The sequence below is a fragment of the Bradyrhizobium sp. 1200_D9_N1_1 genome, assembly GCF_052075915.1.
In the GTDB taxonomy this organism is placed as follows: domain Bacteria; phylum Pseudomonadota; class Alphaproteobacteria; order Rhizobiales; family Xanthobacteraceae; genus Bradyrhizobium; species Bradyrhizobium diazoefficiens.
This window is the reverse complement of the sequence record NZ_CP197226.1, coordinates 8,864,171-8,880,376: the sequence shown is the minus strand read 5'-3', so window position 1 is coordinate 8,880,376 and position 16,206 is coordinate 8,864,171. Positions and strand designations below refer to the sequence as shown.

General features: G+C 65.3%; 13 protein-coding genes. 9 read left to right on the top strand and 4 right to left on the bottom strand.

The window, feature by feature from the left end; translation table 11 throughout:
- Positions 1-248: 248 nt before the first annotated feature.
- Genes AB5K84_RS42040 through AB5K84_RS42025 form a run of 4 tightly spaced genes read right to left on the bottom strand, consistent with a single transcriptional unit; the run spans position 249 to position 5,792 of the window.
- Entirely contained in the window at positions 249-986 is a 738-nt protein-coding gene (locus tag AB5K84_RS42040) for a response regulator (RefSeq protein ID WP_011083849.1), read from the bottom strand.
- A 10-nt stretch (positions 987-996) separates the two neighbouring features.
- Complete coding sequence (locus tag AB5K84_RS42035; protein WP_011083850.1) at positions 997-2,742, bottom strand: ATP-binding response regulator; 1,746 nt, start codon at positions 2,740-2,742, stop codon at positions 997-999.
- Positions 2,712-4,790 (bottom strand): sensor histidine kinase, encoded by a 2,079-nt coding sequence (locus AB5K84_RS42030; protein ID WP_028172690.1) that lies wholly within the window; start codon positions 4,788-4,790, stop codon positions 2,712-2,714. The genes AB5K84_RS42035 and AB5K84_RS42030 overlap by 31 nt, the downstream gene beginning before the upstream one ends.
- A gap of 6 nt (positions 4,791-4,796) precedes the next feature.
- Positions 4,797-5,792 carry a TRAP transporter substrate-binding protein gene (locus AB5K84_RS42025; RefSeq protein WP_011083852.1) on the bottom strand — a complete coding sequence of 332 codons (996 nt, stop codon included), beginning with the start codon at positions 5,790-5,792 and terminating at the stop codon, positions 4,797-4,799.
- Between the two features lie 187 nt (positions 5,793-5,979).
- Here AB5K84_RS42025 and ugpB point away from each other — a divergent pair, with 187 nt between their 5' ends.
- The 9 genes from ugpB (at position 5,980) to AB5K84_RS41980 (ending at position 16,201) form a co-directional block, all read left to right on the top strand.
- Positions 5,980-7,320 carry a sn-glycerol-3-phosphate ABC transporter substrate-binding protein UgpB gene (gene ugpB / locus AB5K84_RS42020; protein WP_038965236.1) on the top strand — a complete coding sequence of 447 codons (1,341 nt, stop codon included), beginning with the start codon at positions 5,980-5,982 and terminating at the stop codon, positions 7,318-7,320.
- A 205-nt stretch (positions 7,321-7,525) separates the two neighbouring features.
- Positions 7,526-8,557 carry a M4 family metallopeptidase gene (locus AB5K84_RS42015; RefSeq protein ID WP_011083854.1) on the top strand — a complete coding sequence of 344 codons (1,032 nt, stop codon included), beginning with the start codon at positions 7,526-7,528 and terminating at the stop codon, positions 8,555-8,557.
- A 35-nt stretch (positions 8,558-8,592) separates the two neighbouring features.
- Positions 8,593-8,859 (top strand): protealysin inhibitor emfourin, encoded by a 267-nt coding sequence (locus AB5K84_RS42010; protein WP_028172692.1) that lies wholly within the window; start codon positions 8,593-8,595, stop codon positions 8,857-8,859.
- Between the two features lie 66 nt (positions 8,860-8,925).
- On the top strand, positions 8,926-9,861 hold the full coding sequence (locus AB5K84_RS42005; protein WP_038965240.1) for an aminoglycoside phosphotransferase family protein: 936 nt from the start codon (positions 8,926-8,928) through the stop codon (positions 9,859-9,861).
- Between the two features lie 406 nt (positions 9,862-10,267).
- Positions 10,268-11,890: an ABC transporter substrate-binding protein gene (locus AB5K84_RS42000; protein ID WP_011083856.1), complete on the top strand. Its 1,623-nt coding sequence runs from the start codon at positions 10,268-10,270 to the stop codon at positions 11,888-11,890.
- Between the two features lie 269 nt (positions 11,891-12,159).
- Positions 12,160-13,173 (top strand): ABC transporter permease, encoded by a 1,014-nt coding sequence (locus tag AB5K84_RS41995; RefSeq protein WP_011083857.1) that lies wholly within the window; start codon positions 12,160-12,162, stop codon positions 13,171-13,173.
- A gap of 3 nt (positions 13,174-13,176) precedes the next feature.
- Positions 13,177-14,076: an ABC transporter permease gene (locus AB5K84_RS41990; protein ID WP_011083858.1), complete on the top strand. Its 900-nt coding sequence runs from the start codon at positions 13,177-13,179 to the stop codon at positions 14,074-14,076.
- Between the two features lie 94 nt (positions 14,077-14,170).
- Complete coding sequence (locus AB5K84_RS41985) at positions 14,171-16,006, top strand: dipeptide ABC transporter ATP-binding protein (RefSeq protein ID WP_011083859.1); 1,836 nt, start codon at positions 14,171-14,173, stop codon at positions 16,004-16,006.
- A gap of 15 nt (positions 16,007-16,021) precedes the next feature.
- Positions 16,022-16,201: a DUF4089 domain-containing protein gene (locus AB5K84_RS41980; protein WP_028172697.1), complete on the top strand. Its 180-nt coding sequence runs from the start codon at positions 16,022-16,024 to the stop codon at positions 16,199-16,201.
- Positions 16,202-16,206: the final 5 nt, after the last annotated feature.

The following is a 16,206-nucleotide window of genomic DNA, read 5'->3' as shown; positions in this document are numbered from 1 at the left end:
GATTTGGCAGCGAGCGGAGGCGCCGGGAACGAATTTTCGGGGTTTGCGTTCAGTCGCGCCCCGCACTCCGCCGTCGTCCCGGACAAGCGCGCCAAAAGCGCGCGCCGATCCGGGACCCATAATCACAGGGAGGCGTTGTGGCGCGAAGCTGGTAACTCCGAGTCTTCGCCAAACCCAATTTCGTGGCTATGGGTCCCGGATCTGCGCTGGCGCTTGTCCGGGACGACAGCTGTATTTGCCTGGCGCCCCTACGTCTTCTCGCCAGCCGGCGAGAACAGATAGCCGCCGCCGCGGATGGTGCGGATCACGGCGGGTTTTGCCGGGTCGGGCTCGATCTTGCGGCGGATGCGCATGATGCGCAGGTCCACGGCGCGGTCGAAGGCTTCGGCGTCGCGCGCATTGGCCAGTTCGAGCAGACGTTCGCGCGACAGCACGCGCTTCGGATTGGCCGCGAACACCTTGAGCAGCCCGAACTCGGATGCGGTCAGCGGATGCTCGTTGCCCTCGTCGTCGCGCAGCGCCTGGGCTTCGAGGTCGAGCCATTTGGTGCCGAAGCGGACCAGCTGATCCTTGTCCGATTTCGCCGCCGCAGCCTCCGGCGCCGCGGCCTTGGCCGGCCCGCTTCTGCGCAGCACCGAGCGGATGCGCGCCATCAGCTCGCGCAGCTCGCAGGGCTTTGCCACGTAGTCGTCGGCGCCAAGCTCAAGCCCGACGACGCGGTCGATCGGGCTCGCGGTCGCCGTGAGCATGATGACAGGCACGTTGATGCGGCTCTTGAGGTCGCGGATGATCGACAGCCCGTCTTCCTCGGGCATGTTGAGGTCGAGCACGACGAGATCGGGCATGCCGCCGTCGATCGCGGCGCGCAACGACTTGCCGCCGTCGCACAGCGTCACGGTGAAGCCGTGCATCTTGAGGTAATCGCCGACCATCTCCCGGGCCGGGGCCTCGTCGTCGACGATCATGATGTGCTGGCTTTGGGTCATGGTCTTGAGATCACGGCAGTTCGGTCGCGGGGAGGGTGATGGTGAAGGTCGAGCCCCTGCCGGGGCCGTCGCTGTCGGCGGTCACCTCTCCGCCATGCATGTCGATAATACGCTTGACGATGGAAAGCCCAAGCCCCGTCGAGCTCTCGCCGGCGGTCGGTTTTGCCGACAGCCGCTGGAACCGGCCGAACAGGCGGCCGAGATCCTCCGGCGACAGGCCGGCGCCCTCGTCGCTGACGCGGACGATGGTCTCGCTGCCCTCATGGGCGACGGCCACGCTGATCTTGCCGCCGATCGGTGAGTACTTGATGGCGTTGCTGATGAGGTTGTCGATCGCCTCCCGGATGCGGTCGGTGTCGCACATGGTGACGATGTTGGACGGCGCGGCGACGCTGATCGCCTGCTGCTTGTTGACGGCGAGCGGCTGGTTGGCGTCGGCGACCTCCTTGACCAGGGCGGCGACGTCGACCGGCTCGCGGCGGATGGTGATGTCGAAGGCATCGGCCATCGCGTCCGAGATCAGGTGATCGACCATCGTGGTCAGGCGCTTGGTGGCGTCGCGGATGTGATCGACCTGGGCGACCACGCCGCTGGACGAGGCGCCGGTCGAGATCAGCTCCTTCAGCATCTCGGTGCGGCCGAGGATGACGCCGAGCGGATTCTTCAGATCGTGCGCAACGGTGCCCAGGATCTCGTTCTTGAAGCCGTTGGCGCGCTGCAGCCGCAGCCACTGCGCCGAGAGGCGGCGGTTGGCCTGCATCAGGGCGCGGGTGCGCTGGGCGACGCGGTCTTCCAGCTGCGTGTTGGCGTCCTGGAGCTGCTGATAGAGGATGACGTTGTCGAAGGCGATCGAGAGCCGGCTGGAGAAGATCTCGACCAGCGAGCGGTCGGTCTCGGACAGCTCGCGCTCGGCCTGCAGCAGCACGACCACCTCGCGGCCGCTTCCGGTGCGCAAGTAGATCACGCTGCGGTGGTCGGCGAATTCGTTCTTGCGGCGCTGGAAGGCGGCCTCGACCATCTCGCGCAGGTCGGGGTCGAGCGCCTTCGACGTCGTGGTGCCGATGAAGCGGCTGTAGCAGCCGCTGCCGGCGAGCACCGAGAGCTCGGGGTCGACGCCGCCATTGTCGCGCAGGACCAGTATTCCGGCGCAATCGACATTGAGCAGCGAGGCGAGCTGGGTCAGCACGCCCTCGGCGAGCCGCTGCATCGACTTGAAGTCGTACAGCGTCGAGGCCGCGTCGATGATGATCTCGAGCCCGCGCCGCGTCTGCACCATGCGCTCGAGCTGCTGATAGGAGCGCAGCGCCGCGGTCAGCGAGGTGAACAGCTTGTCGGCGGTGAGCTCGGTCTTGGCCTTGTAGTCGTTGATGTCGTACTGCACGATCACGCGCCGCTCGGGCGCCTGGCCGGGCTGGCCGGTGCGCAGGATGATGCGCACGGTCTCGTTGCGGATCTCGTTGCGGATGAACTCGACCAGCTCGAGGCCGGCGACGTCGGTCTCCATGATGACGTCGAGCAGCACCGCGGCGATGTCGTTGTGCGCGGCCATCAGCTTGCGGCCTTCGGCCGCGGAATAGGCGGAGAGGATCTCCAGGCCCTGGCCGTTGAGGCTGTAATCGGACAGCGCGAAACGGGTGCCGTCATGCACGGCCGGATCGTCGTCGATGACGGCGATCTTCCATTTCCGGGCGTCCGTATCCTCCGACGCGGTGCCGGTGTCGTCGATCAGGTGGAGGACATCGTCCTGTTCGGCCATTGAGAAGTCCCGTCAATCTCTGTGCTTTGCGCGCCGCCCTTGGCGACCCGGGGCATGATAATGCGAAAAGTAGTGCCTTGTCCCAGCTTGGATTCCAGCATCATCCGCCCGCCGAGCTGCTGGGTGACGAGGTTATAGACGATATGGAGGCCAAGTCCCGTACCACCTTCATTGCGCCGGGTGGTAAAGAATGGGTCAAAGGCCTGGCGCTGCACGTCCGGGGTCATGCCGGCCCCGTCATCGGTGAAGATGATCTCGATGTCGTCGGCCCCGCGCGGCCGCGCCGAGATCGTGATCGTGCCGGCGCGCCCGTCGGCGAAGGCGTGGTTGGCGGCGTTGAGGAAGAGGTTGGTCAGGATCTGGCCGTAGGAGCCGGGGTAGCCGTCGAGCAGCAGGCCCTCGGGTACGTCGACCTGGAGCGTGATCGGCGAGCGCTTCAGCACCGGGCGCAGGCTGGCGATGATCTGGTCGGTGGCTTCGCTCAAGCTGAACTGCCGCCGCTCGGCATGGGAGCGGTCGACCGCGACCTGCTTGAACGACTGGATCAATTCGCCGGCGCGCTGGAGGTTGGCGACCAGCTGCTGCGAGGCATCGCGCGAGGCCTGCACGAACTCCTCGAGCTGCGAGCGGCGCAGGCCGCCCTCGCCCTTGAGCTGCGCCTCGAAGATATCGCTGCGCCGGGCAAAGCTCGACGCAACGGTGAGGCTGATGCCGATCGGGTTGTTGACCTCGTGCGCGACGCCGGCGACGAGGCCGCCGAGCGCCGCGAGCCGCTCGGCGTCGATCAGGTTCTGCTGCGCGGTGTTGAGCTCGAGCAGCGCGCTCTCGGCCTTCTCCTTGGACGCGCGCAGCTCGTCCTCGGTCTCACGCTTGGCGATCGCGTTCTCGCGGAACACCTCCACCGCGCGGGCCATGGCCCCGACCTCGTCGCGTGCCTTGGTGCCCTGCACCTCGCGGTCGAGGTCGCCGAGCGTGATCGCGCGCATCGCCGCCATGATCTGCTGCAGCGGCAGGCGGATCGACAGCGCGATCAGCACGCCGGCGGTGAGGATGATGCCGAGGAAGATCACCGCGATCGACAGCACGCGCCGTGAAATATCCGCCAGCGTGCGGTCGAACGTCTCCTGCGCCTTCTGCTCGCGCTGGCGCATCTTGGTGGAGAGGTCGTCGATGGCGCCGATCGCCTCGGCCTGGCTGGCGTCGATGGTGTTGCGCAGCAGCTCGGTGCGGCTCATCAGCTGCTCGGAGAGTTTTGCAAAGCCCTCGCGCAGCGCCACGGTGCGGGTCGCGAGCCGTTGCAGCGCCATGCGCTGGAGGTCGTTGTCGGCGAGGTCGATCATCACGGGGATGGTCTTCTCGATCGTCTCGGTGTTGTGGCGCGCGTCGTCGGCCGCGCCTGACGACTGCGACAGATAGTAGGAGTTGGCCGCGACCAGCATCGCGGTGAAGGCCTCGCGCGACTTGCCGAGCGAGGGCCAGATCAGCGCGTCGCGATGGCCGGTGGCGCCTTCGATGATGGAATACAGGCCCGCCATGTCCCTGGCCGGGCCCTGCACCTGGTCCTCATAGGTCTTGGCGATGGTGGCCTGGACGCTGCGCAGCTCGCCGAAGCCGTTGAGGAAGCGGTCGGTGGTGCGCTCCAGCTCCTCGACCGAGCCCGACAGCATCGGGTCCTTGGCGGCGCGGTTGGCCAGGGTCCCCAGCACCGCCTCGCGCAGCAGCAGGATCTCGGCGAACAGATCCGGGCTCGGCTGGTTGATGTAGCGGTGGATCAGATTGTGCAGCCGCCCGGTCTCGCTTTCGAGCAGCGCCAGGATCCGGTCGGACTCGCGCACCTGGCGCACGTCGTCCCAGGCCGAGCCCAGCACCTGCGAGCCGTTCCAGATCAGCGCCACCAGCACCACCACCACGGCGGAGTTCAGCGCCGCGATCGACAGGATGCGCCAGCGGATCGGCACCGCCCGGAGCGCGCCGACGAGGCGCGCGCGCAGCCGCCCGAGCGGCCCGGGCTGCCTGTCTGCGTGCTCGCTGTGTCCAGACGCGGGCAACGAGGCTCACTCCACCTTGCGAATGCGTTCGATCAGTGCGGCCGCGGCGGGATCGCGCCCGGCCTTGGCGTAGATCGCCGCCATCGCGCCCTCGAACGGCTTGCGATCGATATCCCTGACGATGGTGACGCCGGCTTCCTCCGCCTTGCGCTGCGACTGCTCCTCGAGGTCGCGCCACTTCTCGCGCATGAAGCGGCTGGAGCGCTGCGCGGCCTCCCGGAAGATGGTCTGGTCGTCCGCCGACAGGCTGCTCCAGGCCTTGAGCGAGATCACCAGCACTTCGGGGCTCATCGTGTGCTCGGTGAGCGCGAGGTAGCCGGCATGTTTGTAATGGTCCGTCGTCACGAAAGATGGCCAGTTGTTCTCGGCGCCGTCGATCAGATGATTGGCAAGCCCGGCGAGCACCTGCCCATAGGGCATCTCGATCGGCTCGGCGCCGAGCGAGCGCATCATCTCGCTCATCAACTCCGATTGCTGCACCCGGATCCGCAGGCCCCGGAGGTCTGCGATGCTTTTGACGGGGCGGGCGCCGTTGTAGATCGAGCGGGCCCCGGAATCGTAGAAGGCGAGCCCGACGAAACCGTAGGGCTCGAAGCTGCCAAGGATCTCGCTGCCGATCGGCCCGTCCAGCACCTTCTGCATGTGCTCGATGGACCGGAACAGGAACGGCATGGCGAGCACGTTCATCGCCGGGACGAAATTGCCGATCAGCGCCACATTGGTCCGGTTGAGGTCGATCGCGCCGGCCCGGGTCTGCTCGATGGTCTCCTTCTCCTCGCCGAGCTGGCGGGAATGAAAAACCTTGATCTCGTGCCGGCCGCCGGTGCGCTCGGCGATCAGCGCGCCCATGTAGCGCAGCGCCTGGACGGTCGGGTAATCCTCGGTCTGGGTGTCGGCGGCGCGAAATTCACGCGCAACGGCGCTCGTCGCGCAAATGGCGAACAAAAGCGCGATGAAAATCACCCCGGTCCGTGAGAGTTCGGCACGGTTCAACACTGGCACACTCAACCCCTCAGTGGTGGAGTCTATGGCGAGACCAAAAGGTTCAATGCAATCTAGCAGATGGTTAAGGGAAGGCCATCCCGCCGCGGCCCGCGGGGTGATTGTGCGGCGCGGCCGGCCCTCATTCCCGGTTGAAACTGGAAATGCCGCGCCGTAAGCAGGACGGGGTCGCCTTTTGCCGCGCGACATGGAAAGAGCCATCGTGATTTCAGCATTGCGCTGTTTGCAGGTCGTTGCCACCGCCGCGGCCTTCACGTTCACCGCGCAGGCCAACGCCGCCACCGACATCGCGTGGTGGCACGCCATGTCGGGTGAGCTCGGCCGGCAGCTGGAAAAGCTCGCCGCCGACTTCAACGCCTCGCAGTCCGATTACCGGATCGTGCCTGCTTACAAGGGCAACTATACCGAGACGGTGACGGCGGCGATCTTCGCCTTCCGCTCGCGCAGCCAGCCCGCGATCGTCCAGGTCAACGAGGTCGCCACCGCCACCATGACCGCGGCCAAGGGCGCGATCTATCCGGTGTTCAGCCTGATGCGGGACCAGGGCGAGCCGTTCTCGCTCAACGACTACCTTCCCGCCGTCTCCGGCTACTACACCGATGCGGCCGGCAATCTGTTGTCGTTCCCGTTCAATTCGTCGACGCCGATCCTCTACTACAACAAGACCATGTTCCGTGACGCCGGCCTCGATCCGGAGGCGCCGCCGAAGACATGGCCGGAGCTTGGCGCGATCGCAAAGCGTCTGCGCGACCGCGGCGCTCCTTGCGGCTTCACCACGTCCTGGCCGTCCTGGATCCACATCGAGAATCTCTCCGCCTTCCACAACCTGCCGCTCGCGACTCGCACCAACGGCTTTGCCGGGCTCGATGCCGAGCTGACCATCAACAATTCGGTCGTCGTCAAGCACGTCGCCCAGCTGGCTGAGTGGCAGAAGACCAGGCTGTTCGACTATGGCGGCCGCGGCCAGTCGGCCGAGCCGCGCTTCCAGAACGGCGAATGCGGCATCTTCATCGGCTCCTCGGCGACGCGCGCCGACATCAACGCGAACTCGAAATTCGAGATCGGCTACGGCATGATGCCGTACTGGCCCGAGGTGAAGGACGCGCCGCAGAACTCGATCATCGGCGGCGCCACGCTGTGGGTGCTGCGTGATCGGCCGCGCGCGGAATACAAGGGCGTTGCGCGGTTCTTCGCCTATCTGTCGCAGCCCGGCGTGCAGGCGGCCTGGCACCAGAACACCGGATATCTGCCGATCACCCGCGCCGCCTACGAGCTGACGCGCGCGCAAGGCTTCTACGAGCGCAATCCGGGCTCGGCGATCTCGTTCGAGGAGATCACGCTGCATCCGCCGACGTCGAACTCGAAGGGCATCCGGCTCGGCTCCTTCGTGCTGATCCGCGGCGCGATCGAGGACGAGCTGGAGCAGGCCTTTGCCGGCCAGAAGAGCGCGCAGGGAGCGCTGGATTCCGCCGTCGAGCGCGGCAACAAGCTGCTGCGCCAGTTCGAGCGCGCCAGCCCGGAGCGATAGGCGCTGCTCGGCCCGCAGCGCGCGCACGCGACTCCACATCACGAAATTTGAAGCGATGCACGGATCCGCGGGCGGGCCGCAAATCCACGCTCTCGAAACAATGACGCCCGTGTGAGCCACATCACTTGTGCCGCGGGCGCGCAGCGATAATCTTCAGGTTGTTTCATCTATCATTTTTTCGGAAAAGTTGTGATGGAGATCGCTTATGCCTTGCTCATGTTGCATCATCCCGAACGACGTTCTGACCAGACTTTCCCAGGACAAGAAGCTGTCCGCCGTGCTTCGCAAGCAGATGGTCGACACCGTCCAGGTCAGTCACGAACTGCGCGAATTGCGGACGCAGACGGCGAAATTGACCAGCGTCGTGGCGGCGCGCGCCGCAGGTCTGGTCACGCTGGCCGCGGCGCCGACGGTCACGGTCTACGACTGCAAGCACACGCAGACGCTGCCCGGCACGCCCGTGCCGAAGCCGAAGACGTCCTCGGACGGCTCCGTCAAGCGCACCTTCAACCAGACCACCAAGGTGGCCAGGTTCTACCAGCAGGTCTTCAACCGGAATTCGATCGACGATCACGGCATGACCATGATGTCGTCGGTTCATTTCGGCGAGAAGTACAACAACGCGATGTGGAACGGCTCGCAGATGGTCTATGGCGACGGCGACGGCAGCATCTTCGTCGACTTCACCCGCGGCAACGACGTCATCGGCCACGAACTGACCCATGGCGTGACCCAGCATAGCCTCCAGCTCGCCTATAGCGGCGATGCCGGCGGCCTGAACGAGAGCATCTCCGACTGCTTCGGCTCGATGTTCCGGCAGTGGGAGGCCAAGCAGGACGTCAAGAAGGCTGACTGGCTGATCGGGCGCGACATCATGGGGCCGGCGGCCAAGAAGAAGGGGTTCGCCTGCCTGCGCGACATGGCCGATCCCGCCGCCAAGCACTGCCTGGCGCCGCAGCCGACCAAATATTCGCAAGTGACGCCCGGCATGGACCCGCATTACGCGAGCGGGCCGCCGAACCTCGCCTTCTACACCGCCTGCACGACGCTTGGCGGATACAGTTGGGCCAGGATCGGGCAGGTGTGGTATCATTCGCTCACTGGTTTCGGGCCGGCGCCGAACATGACGATGAAGGCATTCGCGGCGCGGACCCGGCAGGGTGCCCACACGTTGTATCCTGGCGATGCCGCAGTCCTCGCCGCCGTCGATACCGGATGGAAGAAGGTCGGGCTCTAAAACGTGCGATACGGAAGGAAGGAAGCGTGGATCGCTTGAAGATCGAGCGCGTCGGAGGGTTCGCCGGCTTCGGCGGCCCTCACCTCAAGAGCCGCGGTGAAGTGGCATTGTCGGATCTGTCCGCCGCCGATCAGAAGACGGTGGAGCAGCTGTTTGCCGATCCGAAGAAGGTCGCGCCCGCGCATCCAGGTCAGGCCGACGCGTTCAGTTACCGGATCACGCGCGGTGCGCAGACCATCGAAGTCCCCGAGCATGCGGTCCCCTCGACCATCAAGAACAGCGTCAAGGATGTCCTGGAATAACACCGGACGGAGCCGGGCGCTGTGATGGAGGAGTCGCTGCCGCCGGATTCAGTCGGTGCTTGGGGCATGTCCGCGTCGACGAGCCTCGAGGCCTACCGTGCCTTGCGCGCCGACCAGTCCCGATGGCTGCCGATCGCGCTCGACATCGCGCGCAGCCACGGCCTCGACGTCGGCGCGCCGCAGGTGTTTGTAACAGGTACCAATCTCGTGGTCGGCCTCGGTGAGCGCCTGATCCTGAAGATCTTCCCGCCGCTGCTCCACGCGCAATTCGTCTCCGAGCGCGGTTCGCTGACGCAGCTTGCGGCACGTCTTTCCTTGCCAATTCCGCAGGTCGTCGCGGAAGGGATGCGCGACGGCTGGCCCTATCTCGTCATCACGCGTCTTGCCGGCACGCTCGGCTCGGAGGTCTGGCCGTCTCTGCCGGAACAGCAGAAGGAGCGCCTGCTGCGCCAGATCGGCGAGACCATCGCGGCCGTGCAGCGCGCGCCGCTTGGCCCTCTCGCAGCAATAGAGCCGCGCTGGGACGAGTTCATGCGCGCCCAGATGCAGGGGTGCCGCGCCAGGCACCAGCGTCTCGGCCTTGCGCCCAAATTCCTTGGAGGCCTCGACGATCTCCTGCGCGATGCGGCCCGCCTCGTTCCGATGGACGCGCCGCCGGTGCTCCTGACCGGCGAATACATTCCGGAGAACTTTCTGCTCGCCTGCCATGACGGGCAATGGTCGCTCGCCGGCCTGTTCGACTTCGGCGACGTGCGGGCGGGATGGCGCGACTACGACCTGCTCGGCCCCGGCGCCTTCATGGCGGCGGGCCGGCCGGGGAGGGTGCGCAGCCTGCTCGAAGGGTTTGGCTATGCGAAGCTGGACTATGCGCTCAAGCGGCGCCTGATGGCCCTGATGCTGCTGCACCACGCCAGCGATCTCAACAGCCACATCTGCATCGAGGGCTGGCAGGACAAGGCGAAGGATCTCGTCGAGCTGCAGGACCTGATCTGGGCGGAGTGAGTGCTCCGGCCCCACCGCTCTCCGTCATTCCGGGGCGCCGCGAAGCGGCGAGCCCGGAATCCATTTTCCCACGCATTCTGTGGCCCGATGGATTCCGGGCTCGATGCTGCGCATCGCCCCGGAATGACGGCCGGGCCTGGTGGCTTCAGCACGGGCGCCGCGCTATCTGCGCGATGAGTCCTGCCGTCGCCTCCCGAATGGGCTCTCACGCTTTATCGATGAAATTTTGAGCAATTCTCCGTCTTTGTATGCAAGAAGGAAGTGCGCCGCTCTCCGGAAAATCAGGCAAAAATCAAAAAGATCAAGTGATATCAGTTGATTAGCGCGAGGCTAACGTCTCGTTAAGCTCTGGCACGAACCTTGCGAATCCAGTTCCAACCAGAAACTTTTGCGTTGGAGCGATTTCATGAAGCGCCGCGATTTCCTCAAGTCCGTTTCCGGATTGGCCGCAGGCGCGGCGCTTCCGGCCATGCCGTCGGTGATCTCCTCGGCCAAGGCCGACGCTCGCTCGGAGACGCTGCTGATCGTCTCGGAGGGCGGCCCCAACAATCTCGACATCCATGGCGTCGGCACCAACGTGCCCGGCTATGAGGTGTCCTGGAATTGCTACGACCGGCTGATCAGCCACGAGATGAAGAGCGGCCCCGGCGGCGTGCCCTATTACGATCGCGACAAGTTCAAGGGCGAGCTCGCCGAGGACATGAAGATCGACGACATGTCGGTCACCTTCAAGCTGAAGAAGAACGCCAAATTCCACGATGGCGCGCCGGTCACCGCCAAGGACGTGAAGTGGTCGTTGGACCGTGCCGTCAGCGTCGGCGGCTTCCCGACCTTCCAGATGAGCGCGGGCTCGCTGACCAAGCCCGAGCAGTTCGTCGTGATCGACGACTACACCGTGCGCGTCGATTTCCTGAAAAAGGACAAGCTGACGATTCCCGATCTCGCGGTGATCGTGCCCTGCATCGTCAACTCCGAGCTGGTGAAGAAGAACGCCAGCGAGAAGGATCCCTGGGGTCTCGAATTCACCAAGCAGCAGACCGCGGGCTCCGGCGCCTACAAGGTGACGAAGTGGACCGCCGGCACCGAAGTGATCATGGAGCGCAACGAGGATTGGGTCGGCGGGCCCTTGCCGAAGATCAAGCGCGTGATCTGGCGCATGGTGCCGCAGGCGGGCAATCGCCGTGCGCTGCTGGAGCGCGGCGACGCCGACATCTCCTACGAGCTGCCGTTCAAGGATTTCCAGGAGATGAAGGCGAGCGGCAAGCTCAACGTGGTGTCGCTGCCGTTCTCCAACGGCATCCAGTATATCGGCATGAACGTCACCAAGCCGCCGTTCGACAACGTCAAGGTGCGGCAGGCGATCGCCTATGCGCTGCCCTACCAGAAGATCATGGACGCGGTGCTGTTCGGGCTCGGCAATCCCATGTTCGGCGCCGCCAAGGACAAGCCGACCGAGGTCGCCTGGCCGCAGCAGCACAAATACAACACCGACATGGAGAAGGCGAAGGCGCTGCTGACGGAGGCCGGCTACGCCAACGGTTTCGAGACCACGATCTCGTTCGACCTCAATTTCGCCGGCGTCAACGAGCCGCTCTGCGTGCTGGTGCAGGAATCGCTCGCCCAGCTCGGCATCAAGACCACCATCAACAAGGTGCCCGGCGCCAACTGGCGCACCGAATTGAACAAGAAGGAGATGCCGCTCTTCACCAACGTGTTCTCGGGTTGGCTCGATTACCCCGAGTACTTCTTCTATTGGTGCTATCACGGCAACAATTCCGTCTTCAACACCATGAGCTACAAGTCGGCGGAGATGGACAAGCTGATCGACGGCGCGCGCGTCGCGGCCGCGAGTGGCGACACCGCGACCTACGACACCGACGTGAAGGGTTTCGTCGATCTCGCCTACAGCGACATCCCGCGCATCCCGCTGTACCAGCCCTTCGTCAACGTCGCGATGCAGAAGAACATCAGCGGCTACCAATACTGGTTCCATCGCCGCCTGGACTACCGCGCGATGGCAAAGGGGTGAGGTGTCATGCTGATGGTCGGCGACGCATCGGCATGTGTTGGTCTCTTCCACTGGAGTGAGGTGGGCACTGTCATCTCATTCCCTCTCCCCTTGTGGGGTCCGAGGCGAGCGAAGCTCGCTCTCGAGGGCAGGGAGGGGGGTAGCCACGAACTCCGACCCCTCCCGGAGCCACCCCCCTCCCTAGCCCTCCCCCACAAGGGGGGAGGGAACGCAGCTGAGCAGGTCGTTCGAATTTGCTTCCAATGGCTAGGCAGAAGGAGAGCACTCCCATGCTGACCATGATCGGCAAGCGCCTGATGTTCGCGATACCCTCGCTGATCGGCGTCGTCATCGTCACCTTCCTGCTGACGCGCGCGCTGCCTGGTGATCCCGCCGCGTATTTCGCCGGTCCCGCCGCGACGAAAGAGGCCGTCGAGCAGATCCGGAAGAAGCTCGGCCTCGACCGGCCGCTGATCGAGCAGTTCTTCCGCTACACCAACGACCTCGCCCATGGCGATTTCGGCAACTCGCTCACCACAGGCCAGCCGGTCGCCGCCGAGATCCGCAACCGCCTGCCGGCGTCGGCCGAGCTGACGCTGCTCGGCCTCATCGTCTCGATCGTCATCGCCATTCCGCTCGGTGTGCTGGCGGCGACGCGGCCGGGATCATGGGTCGATCACCTCTGTCGCGTCACGACGACGGCCGGCGTCTCGCTGCCGGTGTTCTTCACCGGGCTCGTTCTCGTCTACGTTTTCTATTTCCGGCTCGGCTGGTCGCCCGCGCCGCTCGGCCGTCTCGACGTGTTCTACAGCGCGCCGCCGACGGTGACCGGTTTCTATCTGATCGACACCCTGATCGCGCGCGACCTCGAGGCGTTCCGCTCGGCGCTGAGCCAGCTTATTTTGCCGGCCACCACGCTTGCGATCTTCTCGCTGGCACCGATCGCGCGCATGACCCGCGCCTCGATGCTGGCGGTGCTCGCCTCCGAATTCGTCCGCACTGCGCGCGCCAGCGGCCTGTCGCCGGCGACCGTCATCGTCACCTACGCCTTCCGCAACGCGATGCTGCCCGTGATCACCACGCTCAGCATGGTGTTCTCGTTCCTGCTCGGTGCGAACGTGCTGGTGGAAAAAGTGTTCGCCTGGCCCGGCATCGGATCCTATGCGGTGGAAGCGCTGATCTCGTCGGACTTCGCGCCGGTGCAGGGTTTCGTGCTGACCATGGCGGTCATGTACGTGCTGCTCAATCTCGTGATCGACATTTTGTACGGCGTAATCGATCCGCGCGTCAGGTTGGAGGGCTAAATCATGAGCTCCGTTGCGCCTGCTGTTGAACCCGTCGGTCCCGCCCGTACCTCGGGACTGGTCGCGATCCTCGAACAGACCCGCTACGTTCTCGGCGAAAACAAGGTCACGGGTTTTGCCTTCGCCCTGCTGATTGTGATCCTCATCGCCGCGATCTTCGGTCCCTATGTGGTGCCGTATGATCCGCTCGCCTCCGACACCGCCGCGGCGTTGAAAGCGCCCTCGGCGGCGCACTGGTTCGGGACCGATCAGCTCGGCCGCGACATCTTCAGCCGCGTCGTCGTGGCCACGCGTCTCGATACCTTCATCGCGATCGCCTCCGTCGTGCTGGTGTTCCTGATGGGCGGCCTCGCCGGCATCGCGGCCGGCTATTTCGGCGGCTGGACCGACCGCATCGTCGGCCGCATCGCCGACACCATCATGGCGTTTCCGCTATTCGTGCTGGCGATGGGCATCGTCGCGGCGCTCGGCAACACGGTGCAGAACATCATTCTTGCGACCGCGATCGTGAACTTCCCGCTCTATGCCCGCGTCGCGCGTGCCGAGGCCAATGTCCGCCGCAATGCCGGCTTCGTGCAGGCCGCGCGCCTGTCCGGCAACGGTGAATTCCGCATCCTGCTGGTGCATATTCTCCCGAACATCATGCCGATCATGATCGTGCAGATGTCGCTGACCATGGGCTACGCCATCCTCAACGCCGCCGGCCTGTCCTTCATCGGCCTCGGCGTCCGCCCGCCGACCGCCGAATGGGGCATCATGGTCGCGGAAGGCGCGGGCTTCATGGTCTCAGGCGAATGGTGGATCGCGCTGTTCCCCGGCCTCGCTTTGATGATCGCCGTGTTCTGCTTCAACCTCCTCGGCGACGGCCTGCGCGACATCGTCGACCCGCAGCGGAGGACGTGATGGCAAAGCCCCTGCTAAGATTCCCCAATGATTCCAACGCCATTCTACTGTGCATGGGGTTGTTTTCGCACTTTTTGAGTGACGGGAGCCATCTATGACGGCCCAGCCCTTGCTCGACGTCCAGGACCTCACGGTCGAATTCACCACCCGCCGCGGCATCGTGAAGGCGGTGCAGCACGTCAACATCTCCGTCGCCAAGGGCGAGACGCTGGCGATCGTCGGCGAGTCCGGCTCCGGCAAGTCGGTGACGTCCTATGCGGTGATGCGCATCCTCGACCGGGCGGGGCGGATCGCCGAGGGCTCGGTGATGTTTTCCGGCATCGACGTGAAGGCTGCGACCGAAGACCAGATGCGCGACCTGCGCGGCCGCGAAGTCTCGATGATCTTCCAGAACCCGCGCGCTGCACTGAACCCGATCCGCAAGGTCGGCGACCAGATCGAGGACGTGCTGCGCACCCATGTGCAGCAGGCCCAGGTCGCCGATCACGGTGAGAAGGCGATCGAGGCGCTGGAGCAGGTCAAGATCGCCCGCCCGCGCGAGCGCTACCACGCCTATCCGTTCGAACTGTCCGGCGGCATGTGCCAGCGCGTCGTCATCGCGCTGGCGCTGGCCTGCAACCCGCAGCTCCTCATCGCGGACGAGCCGACCACGGGCCTCGACGTCACCACCCAGAAGGCGGTGATGGATTTGATCGTCGAGCTGACCAGGCGCCGCGCGATGTCGACCATCCTGATCACGCATGATCTGGGTTTGGCCGCCGCCTATTGCGACCGTGTCGTGGTGATGGAAAAGGGTCGCGTGGTCGAGACCGCCACGGCCGCCGACATTTTCGCCAACCCGCAGCACCCCTACACCAAGAAGCTGATGCGCGCGACACCGCGGCTCGGCGTGAGCCTGCGGGATCTGCTGCCGGAGGAGGAGGGGGCTTCCTTCGCCTCTCCCCGCGTGCGGGGAGAGGCCGACGCACGAAGTGCGGGGGGTGAGGGGGACTCTCCAAGCACCGTGCTCGCGGAGACGCCCCCTCACCCCAACCCTCTCAGCGCGAGCGAAGCTCGTCGCGACCCCGCAAGCGGGGAGAGGGGGAAGAGCGAACAGCCGCTCCTTCTCATCGAAAAGCTCGTGAAAGAGTATCCCCGCCAGGGCGCCACGGCCACGCTCGGCAAATTGTTCGGCCGCAAGCCGCCGGTGGAGCCGGATGTATTCCGCGCCGTCGACGGCATCAGCTTCTCGATCGGCCATGGCGAGAGCGTCGGCCTGGTCGGCGAATCCGGCTGCGGCAAATCGACCACCTCGATGATGGTGATGCGGCTCCTGGACCAGACCTCCGGCCTGATCCAGTTCGACGGCGAGGACATCGGCGGCATCGCGCCGGCCTCGTTTGCCCGGCTGCCGCAGCGCAGCCGCATCCAGATGGTGTTCCAGGACCCGACCGACAGCCTCAATCCGCGCTTCACCGCCGCGCGCGCCATCGCCGACCCGATCATGCAGCTCGGCGACGTCAGGGGCCGCGATGCGCTGCGCGCCCGCTGCGAGGAGCTGGCCACCATGGTCGGCCTGCCGCACAATCTGCTGGATCGGTTTCCGCACCAATTGTCCGGCGGCCAGAAGGCCCGCGTCGGCATCGCCCGGGCGATTGCCCTGCACCCGAAACTCGTCATCCTGGACGAGCCGACGGCGGCGCTCGACGTCTCGGTCCAGGCCCTGGTCCTCAATCTGCTCCAGGACCTCAAGGCGCGGCTAGGTATGAGCTATCTGTTCGTCTCGCATGATTTGAACGTAGTGCGCTTGCTGTGCGATCGTGTCATTGTGATGCGGACGGGTCGAATCGTCGAGGAAGGCTCTTCCGAGAGGGTTTTGAGCGATCCGCAGGACGACTACACCAAGGAGCTGCTGACGGCGATCCCTCATCCGCCGTTGCCGGTACACTGATTGTTTGGGAGCGTGATGGCCGAGCCGCTGGACGATTATATCGACGCCGTATCGAAAGCGCTGGCATTGCCGATCGAGGAGGCCTGGAGGCCGGCGGTTCGCGCCAATCTCGAAGTGTCGCTGCGGCTCGCCCGCCTCGTCGACGAATTCGCGCTGCCGGACGAGACCGAGCCGGCGCCGATCTTCTCCGTCTGACGCCG